The organism is Sphaerimonospora thailandensis (assembly GCF_016863115.1).
GTDB lineage: Bacteria > Actinomycetota > Actinomycetes > Streptosporangiales > Streptosporangiaceae > Sphaerimonospora > Sphaerimonospora cavernae.
This window is the reverse complement of sequence record NZ_BOOG01000033.1, coordinates 14,381-32,788: the sequence shown is the minus strand read 5'-3', so window position 1 is coordinate 32,788 and position 18,408 is coordinate 14,381. Positions and strand designations below refer to the sequence as shown.

Genomic DNA, 18,408 nt, shown 5'->3' with positions numbered 1-18,408 from the left:
TATGGACGGACCGGACCGCCTTCGGAGCAACGGCATGCCGGAATATCTGGTCGAGCGCAACCCGGGCTACTTCGAATATCAGCTCCCGATATCCGTGAAGCTCGTCATCGACATGGGCGGCAAGGTCCCGCTGCTGATGAACGAGCGCGACGAGTGGGAGTTGCCCGGCGGGAAGCTCGAGGTGGGGGAGACCCCGGAGGTCTGTGTCTGTCGAGAAGTCTTCGAGGAACTCAACATCACCGTGTCCGTAGAGGAGATCATCGACACCTGGGTCTACGAGATCACGCCGCTACGCCATACGTTCATCGTGAGCTTCGGAGCGACCTATACCGGCGACGAAGAGATCCGCAGCTCCAACGAGCACAAGGAGCTCGGCGTCTTCGCCTACGCCGACGTGCCGGCCCTCCACATGCCGGAGCCGTACAAGCAGACGATTGAGAAGTGGCAGAAGACCGTTTCCGCTCGCTGATTTCACTCACCGCTGAGCCGGGGCATCCCCGGAGCCGCCCGGGCTGCCGCACGCCGCCCGGGCGGTCCTGTGCCTCGGATCGTCACGAGCTGGTCACACTCTGCCCGTTCCGGCTGACTTTCCGTACGCCCGGTGTCATCTTCCAGGCAGGTGTAGGAGATTCACACGGCCAGCAGGGAGTGACATGGCGAACGGCCCACTCGGCTACGCGGTCATCGATGTGGAGACGACCGGATTGGCACCAAGGCGCAACGATCGCGTCATCGAGATCGGAGTCGTCCACCTCACGCCCACGGGTGAGGTGACCGGCGAGTGGGCCACCCTCCTCAATCCCGAACGCGATCTGGGCCCGCAGCACATCCACGGCATCCGCGCCGCCGACGTACGGCACGCCCCGACCTTCAAGGACATCGCCGGGCCCCTCGCCGAGCTCCTGCACGGACGCGTCGTGGTCGCGCACAATCTCCCCTTCGACCTCGGGTTCGTCTCGCAGGAGTTCAGCCGGCTCGGCGCGGACGTCCCGCTCCGACGTGACCTCGGGATCTGCACGATGGCCGAGGCCGCCCGTTATCTTCCCGAGGCTCCCCGCGCGCTCGCGGCCTGCTGCGCGATGGCCGACATCCCGCTCAACGGTCATCACGACGCGCTCATCGACGCGCGGGCCGCGGCCGCGCTTCTGCGGCACTACCTGGGCCTCGCCGCTCCGGCGGTCCCCTGGCGGGACCTGCTCCACCTCGCGACCCAGACCTCATGGCCGCACCTGCCGCCCTCGGACACCCCGGCGGTACGGCGTGGCGTCGCGGCCGACCGCAACGGTCATTTCCTGGCCCGCATCGTCGACCGGCTCCCCCGCGTGCCGCATCCGGCCGCCGCCGACTCCTACCTCGCGCTGCTGGACCAGGTGCTTCTCGACCATCACATCTCCGCGGCGGAGGCCGACGCCCTGGTCCAGCTCGCCACGGACCTCGGGCTCGGCCGCGAGGACCTGGAACGGCTGCACCGCGGCTACCTCGCCGCGCTCGCCGGGGCGGCGCTCGCCGACGGTGTCGTCACCGAGGCCGAACGCCGCGAGCTGGGACTGGTCGCCGCGCTGCTCGACCTGCCGCCCGCGGCGGTCGAAACGGCCCTGAGCCGCACGGCGGGCGAGACGACGCCGGCGATCTCCCGCTTCCAGCTGACGCCCGGCGACCTGATCGTGTTCACCGGGGAAATGGACGGCGGCCGCGAAGCATGGGAGGCACGGGCCCGCCGAGCCGGTTACATCCCCCATCCCAGCGTGACGAAGAAGGTGCGGCTCCTCGTCGCCGCCGATCCCGACACCCTTTCCGGCAAAGCTCGCAAGGCCCGGGCGTACGGGCTCCCCATCGTCACGCCGGACGCCTTCAGCCGCTTGATCGGCTGACCGCATGGTTCAAGGCTGTCGCCTGACCTGAGGTCGACGCCGTGATTACATCGACATATGCCGCCGTCCCCGATTCCTGGCGTCGCCGAGCTGATCGTGGTCAGGCACGGTGAGAGCACCGCGAACATCGCCTTCGCGGCCGCGCGGGCGAGTGGTGCCCTCGATTTGGGGCTCACCTGTCGGGACGCCGAAGTTCCGCTCTCCCCGCTGGGATGTCGGCAGGCGGCGCGGCTCGGCGTACACCTGTCGGAGTCGCCCGCCGACGAGCGTCCCGAGGTCGTGCTCTGCTCGCCGTACGTACGTGCCAGGCAGACCCTGGAAATCACGTCAGCGGTGGTCGCCGCTTGCGGACCAGCCCTGCCGCCGCCGCGTTTCGACGACCGGCTGCGAGATCGGGTGATGGGCGAACTGGAGCTGCTCAGCGACGCCGCGATCGAGGCCCGCTTCCCGGCGGAAGCCCGGCGGCGCCGTACCGTCGGGGAGCTCCACTCCCCCAAGAAGATGCGCTACCCCGAGGTCGGCTCTCGCTCCGGCCGGCAGGACCTGCAACTCCAGTGGTATACCCCGGGGTTGATGCGCCTCGGCCGGTTTCGGAGTTAGCGTGACGGATGCCCCTCAGCGCCGTGTCAGCTCTCCGGCGGCTGTCGTCGCTCCACCCCCTGGTTCTCGACAGCTCACTGGCTTCCTCCCTGGTCGTCGTCACCTGGCTGTGGGACCTCTACGGGCCCGACATGGGGCGCCACTGCGACCTGCTGTCCACTGCGCTGACCTTGCTCGCGAACGGGCCGCTGGCGCTGCGCAGGCGCGCGCCGCTGGCCGTCCTGGTGATCATCACGGTCGCGTCGTTCGCCTACCACATGCTGGGCTACCACGTGGGCCTCAACACCATCGGCATGATGGTGGCTCTCTACACCGTCGCCGTCCACCGATCCTGGAAGGCCGACCTGGCAGGTGCGGCGCTGGTGGTGCCCACGTGGACACACGGGTCGGCACTCCAGCCCACCGTCGCCCTGCTGTCGGCGCTCGGGCAGTCGCTCCTGTTGGCGGCCTGTGCGCTGGGCGCGGGCGTCAGCGTGCGACTGCTGTCCCGACGCACCAGGCAGCTTGCCGAGCTCGCCGAGCAGCTCCGCAAGGAGCAGGACGCCGCCGCCAACCGTGCCGTCACCCGGGAACGTGTGCGGATCGCCCGCGAGTTACACGATGTCGTGGCACATCACATGTCCGTGATCTCGGTCCAGGCCGGCCTCGGCCGCTTCGTCGCGCTGTCCCATCCTCCGACGGCACTCGCCACGCTGGAGGTCATCGCGGACACCAGCCATGAGGCACTCGACGAGATGCGACGCCTGCTGTCGATCCTGCGAATCGAGGCGCACGAGGAGGACGAGGGCCTGTACGCCGCCGCGCCTGGCCTCAAGGACGTCGACACCCTCGCGGAGCGGATCCGTGCGGCGGGCCCGGCCGTCGACATGATCGTCGAGGGGGTGGTACGGCCGTTGCCGCCGGGACTGGAGCTGTCCGCCTACCGCATAGTCCAGGAGTCGCTGACCAACGTGCTCAAACATGCCGGGCCCTCCCGGGTGGAGCTCGAGGTCACGTACGGCCCGGCCACGCTCACCGTACGCGTCACCGATGACGGCACCGGCGCCGCCTCCGCCGGGCGGGATCCGAGATCTGGCGGACACGGCTTGATCGGCATGACCGAGCGTGTCAGGCTCTACCAGGGCACGCTGAAGGCGGGCCCGCTGCCGCAAGGCGGCTTCGAGGTGCTGGCGATCTTCCCGCTGCCCTCGTCCGGCGAGGTCGAATGAAGCAGGTCCATGATCAGTGTGCTCGTGGTCGACGATCAGGTGCTCATCCGCGCTGGCCTGGCGGCACTTCTGCGCACGGCGGGACTGACCGTGGTGGGCGAGGCCGAGGATGGTGAGGAAGCGGTACGGCTCGCCGCCACGCTCAAGCCCGAGGTCGTTCTAATGGACATCCGCATGCCCGGGATGGACGGCCTCCACGCCACCGAACGGATCCTGGCCGCCGCCGAGCCGCCCGCGCCCAAGGTCCTCATCCTGACCACCTTCGACCTGGACGAGTACGTCTACAACGCGCTACGGCTGGGCGCGGGCGGCTTCCTTCTCAAGGACACGCCGCCCGAGCGCCTCATCGCCGCGATTCACACGGTCGCCTCCGGCGACATTCTGCTCGCGCCCACCGCCACCAGACGGTTGATCGAGGCATTCGTCGATCCGCCGGCGGCCGCCCCGCCCCCGGAGCTCGACCGTCTGACCGCCCGTGAGACCGAGGTGCTGCGCCTTGTCGGCCACGCGCTGTCCAACAAGGAGATCGCCGAGCGCCTGTCGATCACCGAGGGCACCGTCAAAACGCACCTCAACCGCCTCATGGCCAAGATGGGGCTCGCCAGTCGCGCCCAGGCGGTCGTCCTGTCCTACGACTCCGGCCTGGTCAAGCCGGTCGGCCAGTGAACGCGACCCCCGTGGGCCGATCCCGACGTCCGCGGCGAGCGGTGACCGTCATCGGGCGGCGAAGTAGGCGTATGCGTCCACGGAGATCGTCACCTGCGATGTGCCCTCGTTCTTCAGCATGATCGTGCCGTCCGGTCGCAACGCGGCCGTCGTGAACCCGACGCGCTCCTTACCGCCCCCGTACGCCACGACCCGCATGGTCTTCCCGCCTCCCTGGGGCACGACCCCGACAGCCCCGTCCGCGCTTCCCCTGGCGACGACGGTGAAACCGAGCGCCGCGACGCCGAAGGAGGGGATCGCGCCGACGCCCGCGGGCCTGAACAGCTGCGTGCCCCCGGCCGGGATGGTCACGCCCGTCGCCACGGACGCCGGGGGCACCGCCTTGACCGTCGCTCCCCGTTCCGAGGACGTGTAGTAACCCGTCGCGTCCACGGACAGCTCCACCGGCTGGGCGCCCAGATTGTGAATGTTGACCTTGCCTCCGCTTCCGGGCTTCACGACGGTGAAGAACTGCGCCGGCGTTTCGGCCGGATAATCGATGTTGGCATCGGCCGGCCAGGGGTCCCCGGTGGCGTACACCCGAATCGTTCCGGTCGCTGCGCTCTTCATCGCCACCGTGAGCGCGACGGCCCGCACGCCCGACGACGGGATCCCGCCCACGTCGGACGTCGCCAGCTCGAAGTTCCCCCACGGGGGAACGACGACCCGGTCCGCGATCCGCGCCGGCGTGAGCGGCACATAGGTTCCGCCGACGGAGTCGGCCGCGCGGTCGAGGGTGTACCCGTGGACGTCGAGGGTGACCCGGACGGGCCCACCGCCCCTGTTCGCGATCCTGATCCTGCCGTCCGAGCCGACCTTCGCGATGACCATCGTCGAGGCGTGGCGGCCGGCGTCGTAGACGACCGCACCGCCGCCCGGCCCGGCCTCGCTCGCCGGGTGCACCGTCACCGAGCCTGAGTTGAACCAGTCGCCCTTGGCGTTGACGTTGAGCGCGATCGCGGCGACTCCCTGTGCGGGCAGTCCTGCCGCCCCGGACACCTGGACCGTCATGGTGGAGTCCGCGCTGATCTGGGCGTTGTCGAGAATGCGGCCGCGCGCGGGAAAGTACTGGTCGGGACCGGGCCGGGGCGTGGCCCCCAGAGCCGCGTCGTCAAGCTGGATCCGCGGGGTCGCCGCGCCGGAGTAGGCGATGCTCTTTCCGGTGTTCTCGAGCGCCGTCTCCAGTTCGTCGATCGTCGCGTCGGGCAATGCCTGGCGCAGCACGGCCAGGGCTCCGGCGACGTGCGGGGCGGCCATGGAGGTGCCGCTCATGGGGAGCCATCCGTCGCCGGGCACCGACGAGACGATCCCGGACCCCGGGGCGAAAACATCGAGCAGCGGGCCGCGATTGCTGAAATTGGACACCTCGTCCTGTTTGGTGGTGCTACCCACCGCGACGGCCGAGGAGACGCAGGCCGGGGCACTGACCGCGTCCGGGTAGCCGTTGTTACCCGCCGCGATCACTGTGGCGACTCCGGCCGCCCGCAGTCCGTCGATGGCGAGCTTGCGGGGATCGGTGTCACAGGGCGCGGTGTGCCTGCCGCCGCCCAGGCTCAGGTTCGCCGCGACGACGGGCGCCCCGGATTCCTTCAGCGCCTGGACCTTCTCCAGCCCGGCCAGCTGCGCGCTGGTGAAGCTCAGCACACACGGGGCGGCGCCCGGCCCGCAGAAGTCCTCGGACTCGAATTCGCTGAAGACCTGGATGGCGACGATGTCGGCCGCCGGGGCGACGCCGCTTCCATCGGCATCGCCGAGCCCTTCGGCGTTTCCCGCCACGATCCCGGCCACATGGGTGCCGTGATCGCAGTCGAGGCCGTCATCCGCGCACGGGCCGTGTTCGGCGTCGGCCGATCCGGGTCCCTCCTGCCGATCCATGCCGTTGGGGCACAGGCTGGTGGCCGAATAGTCGGGATCGATCGGCGAGAAGCACGCCTCGGCCACGACCCGGCCGCCCAGGAAGGGATGACCGACCGCCACACCCGTGTCCAACACGGCGACCGCGCTGCCCCCTCCCGTCAGCCCGGCGGCCCGCGTACGGTCCCCGCCGATGAGCGGAACACTGTCGGCGAGCACGGGCGGCACGGGTCTGTCCTCGGAGACGCTGACGACGCCCGGTTGCCGGGTCAGCCGGTCCAGCGCGGTCCGGTCCACGCGCAGCGTGACGACCGGTAATCGGGACAGCGTCTGAAGCACCTGCCCGGGGGCGACGGCGCTCTGCGCGGCCGGCAGATCCCCGCGGTCCTCGGTCACGACGTTCACCCTGATCCTGCCTCCGCCGGCGAGCCTGTCGGCCAGCCCGGGCTCCACCCAGGGGCCCGCCGAGGACGCCGGCCTGGCCGCTTCCGCCGGCCCGCTCGTGATCGCCGTGGTCGCCATCGACGACACCAGGACCGCCGCGGCGGCGATGACGCCCCGCGTCCGGCGTTTTTTCATGGCATTCTCCGCTCAGTTCATGTCGTTCAACAGGGATATGGCAGCCGGGATCGGATGGCGAGGGCGGTTATCGCCCTTCGCCATCCGATCCGTCGTGGTCAGACGCTCAGCACCGGAGCATGAGCGTGGTCAGAGCTCAGGTCCGTTTGGCGCCGTTCTTGGGATTGCCCTTGGCGCGGACGAACTTCCAGTAGACATAGGCGATTCTCTTGCAGCTGCCGGACTTGCGGTACGCGGTGCACGTCCAGTCGCGCAGCGTGATGTAGAAGAGATTGTCCACCTCGGCCTTGCGGTTCCGGTCGAGGTAGTAGCCGTACCCCTTATAGGTGTTACCGATCACCCCGTACCCGTAGTCGTGCATATCGCAGGCCGAACGGAAATCGAAACCACTGGGACGGTCCGGAGACTTGGTGCAGTGGTCGTGGTTGATGCCGACGACCCAGTAGCCGGTGGGAAGGCGCTTCCAGTACGGGTAGCGCCAGCCGTAGTGCGCCGCCCATGCCGCGCAGCCGCTGCGGCTGTACCACATCCAGTGCACGGCGGCCCAGCAGTGTCGCGGGTAGGCGAGCGTGCCCGTGATGTCATCGCCGGTGAGGTCACCCGGAGGCGGGCCGCCGGCGGTGGGGTCCCCGCCGGGAACAGGCGCGGGCTCCGCGGTGGGGACCGGCCTCGGCGGCGCCGGGGTGGAGCTCGTCGCGCTCGGAGCGGCGGACTGTCCGGTGAACGTCAGCTGCCACGAACCCTGCGCCGGCGAGTCGACCGAGCTCAACCGCCCGGCGGAGTCATACGCGTAGGTCGCCTGTTCCGATACGCCTTCGCGCGTGTCGGCGGCCGTGCGCAGCAGCCCGGCCGCGTCATAGCCGTACCGGGCCACGGTCACCGGCGTCTCGGAGCCGTACGACAGCGTGATGTCCTTGAGCCGGCCCGCGTAGTCGCCGAAAGCGGCGGCGGTGGCCGTGGTCGACGTCGCGTAGTGGAAGGCCAGCACGCTCCCGGGCTCGTCACCGGCCGCCGGCGCCGTGACGGTGGAGACCCTGCCCTGGGAGTCGTAGCGAACGGACGAGGCACCGAAAGCCTTCTGTCCGACGCCGGTCACCCGCCAGGTGTCGCCCTGCGTGCCGACCTGTTCCCAGCTGTATGTGAGGGCGAGATCCCCCGCGCTGATCGGATCGCCGCTCTCGTCGGTGAACCCCTCGTCACCCTCTTCGATCGACCCCGGATCCACCGGGATCGTCTCGCTGATCGTGGTGCGCATCGCTCCGGCCGCCGAGTCCCACCGGGTCGTTTCGCTGATCTTGGATCCGTCCGCGGCCTCGTACCGGTTCACCTCTCCGCCACCGGGGAACGCGACGCCGCCGCGCGGCTCGTAGCGGTCGGTCTCACCCGATGCGAGGTCGGTGACGAGGATGGCGCCGTTCTGGCTTTCGAGTTTCCGGCTGGTCATGCCGCCGAGGAATTCGGCCTGCCAGCCCGGCCCGAAGACGGACAGGTCCGTCCGTGCGGCCGGCACGGATTTCGGCTGCGCGAGAGCGCCGTCCACCGCGGCCACGCTGTGCCGGCGGCCGATCGAGCCCACCGAGACGTCGCTCACGCTGATCTCGAAGGTCTTGGCATCGGCCAGGTATTGGCCGGGACCGATCTGTTGGACCTCGGTGGTCGGGTCCGTTTCCGCGTTCACGGAAACGGAGGCGTTCGCGGAAACGGACGCGTTCGCGGGGAGCGCGGCCATCAGCGGAAGCGTCGCCGTCGCGACCGCCATGACGATGCCTAATCGCCTCATCTGGTGGGTCCTCCAGGGGATGGGAAGTGATCCGTGGATCCGGACAGAGCGCTATAAGGGATGCGGCCTCGGCATTTCTCGGCAGGCGGCGCGGCGCTTCCGAGCGCAGTGGGGATCCTGACGCCGAGAAATCTAGGGAGAGATCGCCGGCCAGTCCTCAACCCGTGGTTGGAATCGAATGTCAATCGTTCGCGGTAGCCGCGTTATCCCAGACGATTGAGCCCGTGGAAACCCCGGTCATAGGGCCGATGAAATGTTGACACGCCGGTTTCGCATCGGCGCGCCGATGCGCGGGCAGATCACCATCCCGAACATGGATTCGAACTTCTGTTCTGTTCGATCATGAGCACACGATCATGGGGGTGTGTGGCGACTTGAAGAAATCGTCAATTCGTCACATACTGGATTGGTGAGTTTCCGACATGTCCAACTTTTCGGGAGTGTCGCGCCGACGGCGCGACGCGGCTTAGACATGGAGAGGAACTGACCGTGTCCGTGCCCCTCCATCAGGTCAAGGCGGAGTTCTTCCGCACGCTCGGCCATCCGGTGCGCGTGCGGGTGCTCGAGCTGCTCCAGGACGGCCCGCTGCCGGTGCGTGACCTGCTCGCGGACATCGAGGTCGAGCCGTCGAACCTGTCGCAGCAGCTCGCCGTCCTGCGCCGCGCGGGCCTCGTGACCGCCACCCGCGAGGGATCCACCGTTGTGTACGCCCTGAGCTGCGGCGATGTGGCCGATCTACTGCGCGCGGCCCGGCGGATCCTCACCGAGGTGCTCTCCGGCCAGGGAAGGGTGCTGGCCGAGCTGCGGCAGGAGGAACAACCCCGGTCCCAATGAGATCATCCGAGTTGGAAGCAGGAGCCGCCGCGTGAGCCTGTGGCGCAAGATCAGAAAGACCGGACGGGTCGCCGAGCCCGCGCCCGAACGACCCACCGGGGAGGCGCCGCCGGAGGCGGCCGAGTTGCGCGGGTCCGTACAGTTCCGCCACGTGGACGCCGGGTCGTGCAACGGCTGCGAGGTGGAGATCGGCTCGGCCTTCGGCCCCGTCCACGACGCCGAGCGGTACGGGGCCCGGCTCGTGGCCTCTCCCCGGCACGCCGACGCGCTGCTGGTGACCGGCCCGGTCACGCGCAACATGGAGGTGCCGCTGCGGCGCACCTACGAAGCGGTGCCGCAGCCCCGGCTCGTCATCGCCGTCGGTGACTGCGCCCGCGACTGCGGGGTGTTCGCCGGTGCGTACGGCGTCGCCGGCGCGGTGAGCGACGTGGTCCCGGTCGACGCCGAGGTGCCCGGCTGCCCGCCCGAGCCCGAGGCCATCGTCGCGGCGCTGCGGCGGCTGACCGGCCGATGAACGTCCCCGGGACTCTGCTGACGGTCGCGCTCGGCCTGTGCCTGGCGACGGCCCTGCTCGCGCCGGCCGTACCCGCCCGGATCCGGCCCGCGTTGTCGGGCCTCGGCACGGCGGCGGCGGGCGCGGTGGGCGCGGCGGCGGGCGGGGCCGCCATGGCCGGGCACGCCTGGTCGGCCTGGCTGCCCGATCTGCTGCCGCTGGCCGGGGTGCGGCTCGCGCTCGACCCGCTGGGCGGGCTGTTCGTCGCGGTCACCGGAGGCGTGGCCGTCTGCGCGGGCGTCTACGGCATCGGCTACGCCCGGCACGGCCTTTCCGGCCGAGTGGTGCAGGCGACGCTGCCGCTGTTCGTCGCGTCGATGCTGCTGGTGCCGGCCGCGGCGAGCGTGAGCACGCTGCTGGTCGCCTGGGAGCTGATGGCGATCACCTCGCTGCTGCTGGTGCTGGCCGAGCATGGCCGCCGTACGGCCGTGGGCGGTGCGGGGTTGTGGTACGCCGTGATGACCCATCTCGGGCTGATCGCGATCCTCGCCGGGCTCGCCGGGCTCGCGGCGGGGGCGCACGGCGAGGCCTTCGACCAGCTCCGCGCGGCGCATCTGCCGCCCCTCGCCCGCGACGCGGTGTTCCTGGCGACGTTCGCCGGGTTCGCGTCCAAGGCCGGCGTCGTGCCGCTGCACGCGTGGCTGCCGCGGGCGCACCCGGAGGCGCCGAGCCACGTGTCGGCGCTGATGAGCGCCGCCATGGTCAACATGGGCGTGTACGGCATCGCCCGGGTCGGCCTCGACCTGCTGCGCGGCTCGTCGGAAGGCGGCGCACCGGCCTGGTGGTGGCTGCTGGTGCTGGCCGCCGGCGGCGTCTCCGCGATGTACGGCATCCTGCAGGCCGCGGTGTCCGCCGACCTGAAGCGGCTGCTCGGCTACTCCACCACGGAGAACATGGGGCTGGTGCTGATGGGCCTCGGCGCCGCGGGGTTCTTCGCCACGCGCGGCGCGCCGCGACTGGCCGCCCTCGCGCTGGTGGCCGCGCTGCTGCACGTGGTCAACCACGCGGCGTTCAAGACGCTGCTGTTCCAGGCCGCCGGGTCGGTGCTGTACGCCACCGGCACCAGGGACCTGGACGTCCTGGGCGGGCTGCGCGCCCGCATGCCGTACACGACCGCGCTGTTCGCGATCGGGGCGCTGGCGGCCTCCGCGCTGCCGCCGGGCAACGGGTTCGTCAGCGAGTGGCTGCTGCTGCAGAGCCTCGTCCACGCGATCCCCGCCTCCGGCGTCGCCGGGGCGGTGGCGCTGCCGCTGGCCGTCGGGGTGGTGGCGCTGTCGGCCGGGCTGGCGGTCGCCACGTTCGTCAAGGCGTTCGGCGTCGGGTTCCTCGCCCGGCCGCGCAGCCCAGAGGCGGACAGGGCGGTGGAGAGCCCGCCGTCGATGCTGGGCGGGATGGGCCTGGCCGCGCTCTGCTGCGCCGCCCTCGCGCTCGGCCCCACCGTGATCGTGCCCGGCCTGGCCCGCGCGGTCGGCACGCTGCTCCCGGGCGCCGCACCGGCCACCGGCCCCGTCTCCGGTCCGGTCTCCGGGCCGGCGATGGAGACCGTGACGCTGCATCTGTCCGGGATCGCGGGCACCATGTCGCCGCTGCTGATCGCCGCGGCCGTGGTGGCGGCGATCATCCTGCTGGCCGGGGCCGTACGGATGCTCGCGGCGCGCGGGCGGCGGGTCGCGCGGCTGTGGGACTGCGGGGTCGGACCCATGTCGGCGCGCATGCAGTACACGGCGACGTCCTTCGCCGAGCCGCTGCAGCGTGTCTTCGACGACGTGCTGCGACCGGAGACGGACGTCGACGTGACCCCGAAGCAGGAGTCGGCCTACCTGGTGGAGCGGATCCGCTTCCACGCCCTGGTCCCCGACCGGATCGAGCGGCGGCTGTACGGCCCGGTGCTGGCCGCCGTCGACGCGGTCGGTCGCCGAGCGCGGGCGCTGGCCAACGGCAGCGTGCACCGCTACCTGGCCTACGGCTTCTGGACGCTCACCGGCCTGCTGATCCTGCTGGCGGTGATCCCATGAGCGGTGATCTCATGAGCGGCCTGATCGCGACCGTGCTGCAGGTGGTGCTCGTCATCGCCGGGGCGCCGCTGCTGGTCGGGCTGATGCGTCAGGTGCGCGCCCGCATGGAGGGGCGGGCCGGAGCCGGTGTGCCGCAGCCGTGGCGGGACCTGCGCAAGCTGCTGCGCAAGGAGCCGACCGAGCCGCGGGACACCGGATGGCCGTTCCGCCTGGCGCCGCTGGTGCTTGCCGGCACGGCGCTGGTCGTGGCGGCCGTCGTCCCGCTCGTCAGCACGGCGTCGCCGCTGGACTCGGCGGCCGACCTGTTCGCGGTGACCGCGCTGCTCGCGCTGGGTTCGGTGGCGCTGGCGCTGGGCGGCCTGGACACCGGGACCGCGTTCGGCGGCATGGGGGCCAGCCGGGAGGTCACCGTGCTCGCGCTGGTGGAGCCGACCATCCTGGTGTCGGTGTTCGCCCTGTCGGTGCGGGCCGGGTCGACCAACCTGGGCGCGATCGTCAACGTGACCGAGGCGGACCCGATGCGGGTGCTGTCCCCGGCCAGCCTGCTGGCCGCCGTCGCCCTGGCCGTGGTGACGATCGCGGAGACCGGCCGGATCCCGGTGGACAACCCGTCCACCCACCTGGAACTGACGATGATCCATGAGGCGATGGTGCTGGAGTATTCCGGCCCCGATCTCGCGCTGATCGAGTGGGCCTCCGCGGCCCGGCTGACCGTACTGCTCGGCCTGCTGGGCAGCCTGTTCCTGCCCTGGGGTGTGGCCACGGCCGGCACGGGAGCGCTCGCCGTGCTGATCGGTGTGGCGGCGTTCGCGGTGAAGACGGCCGCCCTGGGCGTGCTGCTGGCCGTCGGCGAGGTCTTCATGGCCAAGCTGCGCCTGTTCCGCATCCCCGAGCTGCTCGCCGGGTCCTTCCTGCTGGCCCTGCTGGCGGTCGCCGCGTCCTTCTTCCTGGCGGGTGGTGCCTGATGAACGACTCGATGTACGCCCAGTGGCTCGCGCTGGCCTGCGGGGCGTTCCTGCTCGCCGGGGTGCTGGTGCTGTGGCGGCGCGACCTGGCGGCCATCGTCAGGTTGTTCGCCCTGCAGGGCGTCGCGCTCGGCGCGATGGTCGTGGTGCTCGGCCTGCGCCAGGGGTCGGTCCATCTGGTCGCCGTCGCGGTGGGAGTGGGGGCGCTGCGGGCCGGGCTGCTGCCGTACCTGATGCGGCGCGCGCTGGACACCCCGCCACCCGGGAACGGGACGGCGGGTGAGGAGGCGCGTGAGACGCGGCCGCTGGTCAACGTGGCGACCTCGCTGCTGGCCGCGGCGGTGCTCGCGCTGGTGGCCTACGCCGTGTCCCAGCCGATCGTGCGGCTGTCGCCCGGCCCCGCCACCCAGGCGGTGCCGGTGGCGCTGACCGTGCTGCTGGTCGGCTTCTTCGTGCTGGTCACCCGGCGGCGCGCGCTGTCGCAGGTGGTCGGCTTCCTGCTGATCGACAACGCGATCACGGCGACCGCGTTCCTCACCACCAGCGGAGTGCCGCTGGTGGTCGAGCTCGGCGTGTCGCTGGACGTGCTGCTGGCCGTACTGGTGCTGCAGGTCCTGACCACGCGGATGCGCGCCGCCTTCGGCGGGACCGACCTCGGCGAGCTGCGCGAGCTGCACGACTGATGGAGGAGGACCTGTCGTGACCCTGCTGGTGGGCGCACCCGTGCTGCTGCCGGCGCTGGCCGGCTGCCTGTACGCGGTTCTCGGCTGGCGGCCCGCCACCGCCTGGCTGGGCGCGGTGGCCGCCGCCGGTTCGCTGGCCGCGGCGATCGCGCTGGCCGCCGTCACCGCCGACGGGCCGCGGCAGGCCCTCGGCGGGCTGCTGCGCGCCGACTCGCTGAGCGCGTTCATGCTGATCGTGATCGGGGCCGTCGCGCTGCTCGCGATGCTCGCCAGCCCCGCCTACCTGGCCGCCGAGTCCGCCGCCGGACACGGCGGGCCGCGGGCGGCCCGCCGCTACGGCATGTTCACCCAGGGTTTCGTCGCCGCGATGGCGCTCGCCGTGCTGGCGGCCAGCCTGGGCGTGCTGTGGGTGGCGGTCGAGGCCACCACGATCCTGACCGCGTTCCTCGTCGGGCACCGCCGCACCCGGGAGGCGACCGAGGCCGCGTGGAAGTACGTGGTGATCTGCTCGGTCGGCATCGCGCTCGCGCTGCTGGGCGTGGTGCTGCTGCACTACGCGGGGCAGCACGCGGGCGTCGACGCCGGCGCGGGCCTGGATTGGGCGGTGCTGGCCGGGCACGCCGCCGCGCTCGACCCCGGCGTGACGCGGATGGCGGTCGCCCTGCTCGTGCTCGGCTTCGGCGCCAAGGCCGGGCTCGCCCCGATGAACGCCTGGCTGCCCGACGCGCACAGCCAGGCGCCGGCGCCGGTGTCCGCGCTGATGTCCGGCGTGCTGCTGTCGGTGGCGTTCTACGCGATCCTGCGGGTCAAGGTGATCTCCGACGCGGCGCTCGGCGCCGGTTTCACCCGGACGCTGCTGCTGGCCGCCGCGCTCGGCTCGCTCGCGGTGGCCGCCGCGCTGCTGATCGCCCAGCGCGACTACAAGCGCATGCTGGCCTACTCCAGCATCGAGCACATGGGCCTGCTGGCCCTGGGAGCCGCCATCGGCGGTCGATTGGCGCTCATGGCCGTCCTGCTGCACATCCTCGGGCACGGCCTGGCCAAGTCGGTGCTGTTCCTGTCGGCCGGCCACATCAACCTGGCGGCCGGCAGCAGCCGGATCACCGCGATCCGCGGCCTGGCCCGGCGGGCGCCGCTGCTCGCGGGGGCCTTCGGCCTCGGGCTGGCCGCCGTGCTCGGGCTGCCGCCGTTCAGCCTGTTCGCCAGCGAGATCGGCATCGTACGGGCCGGGTTCCGGTCCGGCGCCTGGGCGGGCTGGGCGACGGGCGCGGCTCTCGTGCTGCTGCTCGTCGTGTTCGCCGCCGTCGCCCGCCACGCCGGGCGCATGCTGCTCGGTCCCCCCCAGTTCTCCGATGCGGCGGGTCCGGACGACCCGGCGGGCGCCGTACGGCTGCTGCCGCGCACGGCCGCCCTGCCGCTGGTCGCCGGGCTGGCCGCGGCCGCCGTGCTCGGCGTCTGGACCGGGCCGCTGCGGCCGCTGCTCGAAACCGCCGCGACCATAGCCGGAGTCACGCCATGACCGAACGTCTCGTCCTCGACATCGGCCCCGGCGAGCTGCCCGGCCACGCCGCGCGGCTGCTCGGCGACGGCGGCCACCGGCTGGCGCTCGTGTCCGCGTGCGAGCAGGCCGGCGGTTTCCGCGTCGTCTACCTGTTCACCGCCGCCGGCTTCGATCAGGGCCCGGAACGGCGTACCGAGCTGCGGGTGCACCTGCCCGCCGACGATCCGGTCGTGCCCAGCCTCGCCGCGCTGTCATTTCCCGCAGGACGGTTCGAACGCGAGATGCGCGACCTGTACGGCATCGTGCCGGCCGATCATCCGCTGCCGCGCCGCCTGGTGCGCCACCACCACTGGCCGCGCGGGTGGTATCCGATGCGCGCCGACGCCGGGCCGCCGCCGTCGTTCGGCGACCCCGAAGGGCCCTTTCCGTTCCTGACCGTGACCGGGCCGGGTGTCTACGAGATCCCCGTCGGGCCCGTGCACGCCGGGATGATCGAGCCGGGACACTTCCGGTTCTCGGTCGTGGGCGAGACGATCCTGAAGCTGAAGGCCCGGCTGTGGTACGTGCACAAGGGCATCGAGAAGCTCTTCGAGGGCCGCGCCCCCGCCGACGGGCTCGAGCTCGCCGAGCGGGTGAGCGGTGACACCTCCGTCGGTCACGCCCTGGCGTACTGCCTGGCCGTGGAGGAGGCCACGGGATGCGCGGTGCCGCGGAAGGCGCAGCTCATGCGGGCCGTCCTCCTGGAGCTGGAACGGCTGTACAACCACGTCACCGATCTCGGCGCGCTGTGCAACGACGTGGCCCACGCCATCCTGAACGCCCATGCCCAGCGGGTCCGTGAGCGGCTGCTGCGGCTCAACGCCGAGGTCACCGGCCACCGGCTGCTGCGCGGCGGGGTCATCCCGGGCGGTGCGGAGCTGCGCGTCCTGCCCGATCCCGCCATCATGTCGGCCGTCGCCGCCGACGTCGCGGAGATCGTCGATCTCGCGCTCGGGCACACCGTCGTCCTCGACCGGTTCGCGGGCACGGCCGAGCTGTCGGCGGAGGCGGCGCGGGACCTCGGCGTCCTCGGGTACGTCGCGCGGGCCAGCGGCCTCGACGTGGACGCCCGCCGCGACCACCCGTTCGCCGACATCGGGCCGCTCAGCGTGGTCACCCGTACCAGCGGGGACGTGCTCGCCCGGTTCCAGGTGCGCGCCGAGGAGATCGCGGTCTCGGTCGAGCTGATCAACCGGCTGGTGGCCGGCCTGTCCGCCGGCGTCCAGCTCGGCGAGCGCGTGACGGCCGGGGGGCCGGCGTCGGGCGTCGGGATCGCCGAGGGCTGGCGGGGGACGATCGTCCATCGCGTCGAGCTCGCCGGGGACGGGACGCTGTCCCGCGTGAAGATCGTCGACCCGTCGTTCTTCAACTGGCCGGCCCTGCCCGTCGCGCTGAGCGGCGCGATCGTCCCCGACTTCCCGCTGGTCAACAAGAGCTTCAACCTGTCCTACGCCGGCAACGACCTCTGACCCGCACCGGGCTCACGTCGGTCCACCCCACGGTGCGCCGATCATCAAGCTGCGACTTGTGGTGAGATAAGCCGCGTGCGACAGACGTTAACGGTGATCTTGAACGCGCTGCTCATCTCCTGCTTCGTGGTCGTCCTGATCACCGGCGGCTTCCTCGCGTTCTTCTACACCCCGGACGGCGGGACGGTCTCCTACGACGGCTCCTACACGCCGCTGCACGGCGTCCAGATGAGCGAGGCCTACCACTCGACCCTGCAGATCAGCTTCGACGTGCGCGGCGGCCTGCTGATGCGGCAGGCGCACCACGGGTTCTCCCAGGCTCTCCTGGTGCTGATGGCGCTGCGTGCGGTGGCCGGCCTCACGGCCCGGCAGGTGCTGGCCGGGGTCGCGCTGCTGGGACTGGGCACGCTCACCCTGGTCGTCGGCTACGCGCTGCCCGACGACCTGTTCTCCGGCACGGTCACGGGGAAGATCCCGATGCCCGTGTGGTACGGCGCCCACCTGCTCCTGGCGCTCGCCGTGGCGGCGGCCTTGGCGATCGTCTGGCGGCGGACGAGCGCCGGACGGCCCAAGTCATGGCTGGTCCTGGCGGCCTGCCTCATCCTGGTCCTGCTGCCGATCGTCGATCCCTTCATCTGACCGCGGCCCCCGGAACCGTCGCAGGTTCCAAGGGCACCGGCTTCCACATCATCTCGGGAGGCAGCGACGGTCAGCGGGTGCTGAGGCGGAAGCGGGCCGGCGGCTGGGATCGTGTGCGGCGGAACGCGCGGTTGAAGGCGTAGACGGAGGTATATCCGACGGATCGGGCGATGGTCTCGATGCTGTCGTCGGTGTCGCGTAGCCGGCGGGCGGCGAGGTCCATTCGCCATCGGGTCAGGTACGCACCCGGGCTCTGTCCGGTGACGTCCTGGAAGCGTCGGGTCAGGGTGGAACGGGACACCGTGAGGTCGCGGGCGAGCGTCTCGGTGGTCCACGGCCGGGCGGGCTGCTGATGCATGCGGACCATGGCTTCGGTGACCAACGGGTCGGCGAGAGCGCCGAGCCAGGAGCCGCGGGCGAGGTCCGGGCAGGTGCTCAGCCAGCGGCGCAGCAGTTGGACGAGGATGACGTCGACGAGCCGGTCGAGCACGACCGTGGTGGCGATCTGCGGGTCACAGATCTCTCGGGTGAGCAGGCGCACCGTGTCGTCGAGGGCGCTGTTCACGCGGCCGGCTCGGATGTGCACGATCGGCGGCAGCAGGTCGAACACGTGCAGCGAGACCACCCGGTCGTGCCGGTAGGACGCGCCGAGCAGGTGGGTGCGGGTGTCGCCGGAACCGAGACGCATCGGTGCGCCTGCCCGCCTCGCGTGGTCCGCGAGCGCGGTGTCGCAGGGCGCCGGTGTGCGGTGCGCGTCACTGGCGATGCTGTGCGCGGCACCGGTGGGCAACAAGATCACGTCACCGGGCAGCAGTTCCACGGGCGTGTCGTCCTGCCCGGTGTCCGGCGTCAGCCAGGCCGTGCCGGTCGTCACGGCGTAGAGCACCGCGTCGGCGTTCCGCGCCCAGGACACGGCCCAGTCGTCGCCGCCGTCGATCCGCACCGCCACGGTGCCGCGTACGCCTGCCACCGACAGCGCGTCGGCCAGCACATCCATGACACGACCGTACATCCCTGCGGCACCGAGTGGTGCATCCCACCGCATTTGGTGACACAGATGGGCAAAATCATGAGCTTTTCAGGCATCGACTCGACAACGCGAGTCTCCGTACG

The 18,408-nt window shown here is 71.4% G+C and carries 16 protein-coding genes; 13 read left to right on the top strand and 3 right to left on the bottom strand.

Annotated elements, in window-relative coordinates; genetic code table 11:
• The first annotated feature begins 1 nt into the window (after position 1).
• The 5 genes from Mth01_RS17670 (at position 2) to Mth01_RS17650 (ending at position 4,345) form a co-directional block, all read left to right on the top strand.
• Positions 2–469, top strand: a complete 468-nt coding sequence (locus tag Mth01_RS17670; RefSeq protein ID WP_239089767.1) for an NUDIX domain-containing protein — start codon at positions 2–4, stop codon at positions 467–469.
• 184 nt (positions 470–653) lie between these two features.
• On the top strand, positions 654–1,871 hold the full coding sequence (locus Mth01_RS17665; RefSeq protein ID WP_204016973.1) for an exonuclease domain-containing protein: 1,218 nt from the start codon (positions 654–656) through the stop codon (positions 1,869–1,871).
• A 57-nt stretch (positions 1,872–1,928) separates the two neighbouring features.
• A complete protein-coding gene (locus Mth01_RS17660; protein WP_204016972.1) occupies positions 1,929–2,471 on the top strand; it encodes a histidine phosphatase family protein in 543 nt (180 codons plus the stop codon).
• Positions 2,472–2,494: 23 nt separating this feature from the next.
• On the top strand, positions 2,495–3,679 hold the full coding sequence (locus Mth01_RS17655; protein ID WP_204016971.1) for a sensor histidine kinase: 1,185 nt from the start codon (positions 2,495–2,497) through the stop codon (positions 3,677–3,679).
• A 9-nt stretch (positions 3,680–3,688) separates the two neighbouring features.
• Positions 3,689–4,345 (top strand): response regulator, encoded by a 657-nt coding sequence (locus Mth01_RS17650; protein ID WP_204016970.1) that lies wholly within the window; start codon positions 3,689–3,691, stop codon positions 4,343–4,345.
• 48 nt (positions 4,346–4,393) lie between these two features.
• Here Mth01_RS17650 and Mth01_RS17645 read toward each other — a convergent pair whose 3' ends face one another.
• Both Mth01_RS17645 and Mth01_RS17640 read right to left on the bottom strand, forming a co-directional pair.
• Complete coding sequence (locus Mth01_RS17645) at positions 4,394–6,817, bottom strand: S8 family peptidase (RefSeq protein WP_204016969.1); 2,424 nt, start codon at positions 6,815–6,817, stop codon at positions 4,394–4,396.
• A 136-nt stretch (positions 6,818–6,953) separates the two neighbouring features.
• Positions 6,954–8,597, bottom strand: a complete 1,644-nt coding sequence (locus Mth01_RS17640) for a phospholipase A2 (protein WP_204016968.1) — start codon at positions 8,595–8,597, stop codon at positions 6,954–6,956.
• 489 nt (positions 8,598–9,086) lie between these two features.
• Here Mth01_RS17640 and Mth01_RS17635 point away from each other — a divergent pair, with 489 nt between their 5' ends.
• The 8 genes from Mth01_RS17635 to Mth01_RS17600 all read left to right on the top strand — a co-directional run bounded on the left by Mth01_RS17635 (position 9,087) and on the right by Mth01_RS17600 (position 17,295).
• Complete coding sequence (locus tag Mth01_RS17635) at positions 9,087–9,431, top strand: ArsR/SmtB family transcription factor (protein ID WP_204016967.1); 345 nt, start codon at positions 9,087–9,089, stop codon at positions 9,429–9,431.
• 31 nt (positions 9,432–9,462) lie between these two features.
• Positions 9,463–9,945 (top strand): NADH-quinone oxidoreductase subunit B family protein, encoded by a 483-nt coding sequence (locus Mth01_RS17630; protein ID WP_204016966.1) that lies wholly within the window; start codon positions 9,463–9,465, stop codon positions 9,943–9,945.
• The gene (locus Mth01_RS17625; RefSeq protein WP_204016965.1) at positions 9,942–11,999 is read left to right on the top strand and encodes a proton-conducting transporter transmembrane domain-containing protein; all 2,058 of its coding nucleotides are present in this window, start codon (positions 9,942–9,944) and stop codon (positions 11,997–11,999) included. The genes Mth01_RS17630 and Mth01_RS17625 overlap by 4 nt, the downstream gene beginning before the upstream one ends.
• Positions 11,996–12,964 carry a respiratory chain complex I subunit 1 family protein gene (locus tag Mth01_RS17620; protein WP_239089766.1) on the top strand — a complete coding sequence of 323 codons (969 nt, stop codon included), beginning with the start codon at positions 11,996–11,998 and terminating at the stop codon, positions 12,962–12,964. The genes Mth01_RS17625 and Mth01_RS17620 overlap by 4 nt, the downstream gene beginning before the upstream one ends.
• Complete coding sequence (locus Mth01_RS17615) at positions 12,964–13,647, top strand: hypothetical protein (RefSeq protein ID WP_204016964.1); 684 nt, start codon at positions 12,964–12,966, stop codon at positions 13,645–13,647. Before Mth01_RS17620 ends, Mth01_RS17615 begins: the two co-directional genes overlap by 1 nt.
• Positions 13,648–13,663: 16 nt before the next feature.
• Positions 13,664–15,166 carry a proton-conducting transporter transmembrane domain-containing protein gene (locus tag Mth01_RS17610; protein WP_239089765.1) on the top strand — a complete coding sequence of 501 codons (1,503 nt, stop codon included), beginning with the start codon at positions 13,664–13,666 and terminating at the stop codon, positions 15,164–15,166.
• The gene (locus tag Mth01_RS17605) at positions 15,163–16,656 is read left to right on the top strand and encodes a hydrogenase large subunit (RefSeq protein WP_204016963.1); all 1,494 of its coding nucleotides are present in this window, start codon (positions 15,163–15,165) and stop codon (positions 16,654–16,656) included. Before Mth01_RS17610 ends, Mth01_RS17605 begins: the two co-directional genes overlap by 4 nt.
• Positions 16,657–16,731: 75 nt before the next feature.
• On the top strand, positions 16,732–17,295 hold the full coding sequence (locus tag Mth01_RS17600) for a hypothetical protein (protein WP_204016962.1): 564 nt from the start codon (positions 16,732–16,734) through the stop codon (positions 17,293–17,295).
• 70 nt (positions 17,296–17,365) lie between these two features.
• Here Mth01_RS17600 and Mth01_RS17595 read toward each other — a convergent pair whose 3' ends face one another.
• Positions 17,366–18,292, bottom strand: coding sequence for an AraC family transcriptional regulator (locus tag Mth01_RS17595; RefSeq protein ID WP_204016961.1), 927 nt, complete (start codon positions 18,290–18,292; stop codon positions 17,366–17,368).
• Between the last annotated feature and the right edge of the window lie 116 nt (positions 18,293–18,408).